Annotated in this window: 1 protein-coding gene and 1 pseudogene; one reads left to right on the forward strand and one right to left on the reverse strand. The window is 62.5% G+C overall.

Annotation, left to right across the window (positions count from 1 at the left end; all coding sequences use genetic code 11):
• Positions 1–317: 317 nt before the first annotated feature.
• Positions 318–812: a ferritin-like domain-containing protein gene (locus FV242_RS33810; protein ID WP_147942016.1), complete on the forward strand. Its 495-nt coding sequence runs from the start codon at positions 318–320 to the stop codon at positions 810–812.
• Positions 813–954: 142 nt separating this feature from the next.
• On the opposite strand, the pseudogene FV242_RS33815 reads toward FV242_RS33810, so the two are convergent.
• Positions 955–1,619: pseudogene (locus FV242_RS33815) on the reverse strand (cobalamin B12-binding domain-containing protein); the annotation flags it as partial.

Here is a 1,619-nt window from a genome sequence, read left to right on the forward strand (position 1 = left end):
GTGTTCGCGTAGGCGATGGTCTGATCCGGCTCGATCAGGATCACGCCCTCGGACAGGCCAGCCACGATCTGCCGCATCTGTATGTGACGCGTTTCATCGACCATCGGCGTCTCTCCTCGCGGAACGCTAACGTTCGAACGTGCGGAAAGCCCTGGTGCGAACGACAGTGGCTGAAGCGAAATCTTCGACGGCAGTCGTGGGGTTCCGGACGTGTCCCCTTCTGTGACCCTGGGCGGAACGACGCGGGAATGCCGGCAACCGGAACGCCGTGATGTCCCTTCGGTTTGCGAGGCATCGACAACCCAGTGGAGGAAACGATGTCGGCACCCAACAGCCTGAAAGAGGTTTATCTCGACGAGATGCAGGATCTTTGGTCGGCCAACGACCAGATGGTCAGGGCCGTGCAGCAGCTCAACGGGCAGGTTAGCGACGCCAAACTGAAGCAGATGCTGGAAAAATCGGTGGGCGGGATCCAGAAGCACACCGACGTGCTCAGGAGCCTGATCCAAGCCAATGGCGGTGAGACTAAGCCCGAGCACTGCAAAGGCATGGAGGGCCTCGTGGCCGAGGCCCTGAAGCACGGCGTCAAGGAGGCGTCGAGCGACGGCAAGCTGCGCGACGTAGCGATCATCGCGCAGTACCAGCGCATGTCGCATTACGGCCTCGCCGGCTTCGGCTCGGCCGCCGCCTACGCCAAAGCCCTCGGTCGCACAGACGATGCGGCCAAGCTGAAGCAGGCGGTGGACGAAATCTACAAGGGCGACGAACTCGCCAGTCAGCTTGCCGAGACGGTCGAGAAGGCGGCTGCTTGAACTGCTCTGAGTTCGCTGCTCAGAACAGCAGGCGCACCGCGCTTGTGCTCCGGTGTGCCTGCCCGCAACCTACCATAGTTCGTGGTTATCCTTTCGAGCGATCAATATGATGTCATGCTAGTACATGTTTTTAAAAGCCCGCTTATGCCGCTTGGGCGGTACTGTCCTGAGTTGCACTGGCAGCGGCCAGGCAAGTCTCCACGGCCTGCCGGAGCGAGGACGCATAGGCGTCAGCCCCAACTTGGCGTCCAACGCCGGCATCGGTGAGTACCTTCTCGCCCACCGGCCAGAGGCCGACTAGGACCGGAACGTCCGGTGCACGTCGCTTCAGCCGCTCCAGCAGGTAGCGCAGGTGTGCCGGGTTGCCGGTGATGTCGAGGTAGGAGATGCACACCATCGCCACGCCGGTCAGGTCGAGATCGCGAATGCGGTCGCGTGAAACAGCCTCGTAACCGGCGACCCGTGCTCCAAGTCCGTGCTTGCGCAGCAGCTGGGCCAGCATAGCTGAGGAGGCCTCGTCGAGGGGGCCGCGTCCTGCCACACATAGCACGGGCGTCTCGCCTTTCCACGCTTCGGGAAGCGCCTCTTGCGATGGCGCTTGCCCGGGCACGGCTTCATTTCTGGGATGGGCTCGCTCAGCTAAGGTCAGGGTCTCGCTCGGGTTCATCGCTTTAGCGTCCCCCGCAGGCTCGACGTCTTCGTGCACCTCAAAATCTTCGACCAGGGAACGTGCCGAGGCGCGGATGTTTTCCAGCTGCGCTGGCGTGACAACCCCACGTTGATAGTCGTTGGCCGCCAGTTGGAGGC

Origin of the sequence: Methylobacterium sp. WL64 (assembly GCF_008039945.1) — a bacterium.
In the GTDB taxonomy this organism is placed as follows: Bacteria; Pseudomonadota; Alphaproteobacteria; order Rhizobiales; family Beijerinckiaceae; genus Methylobacterium.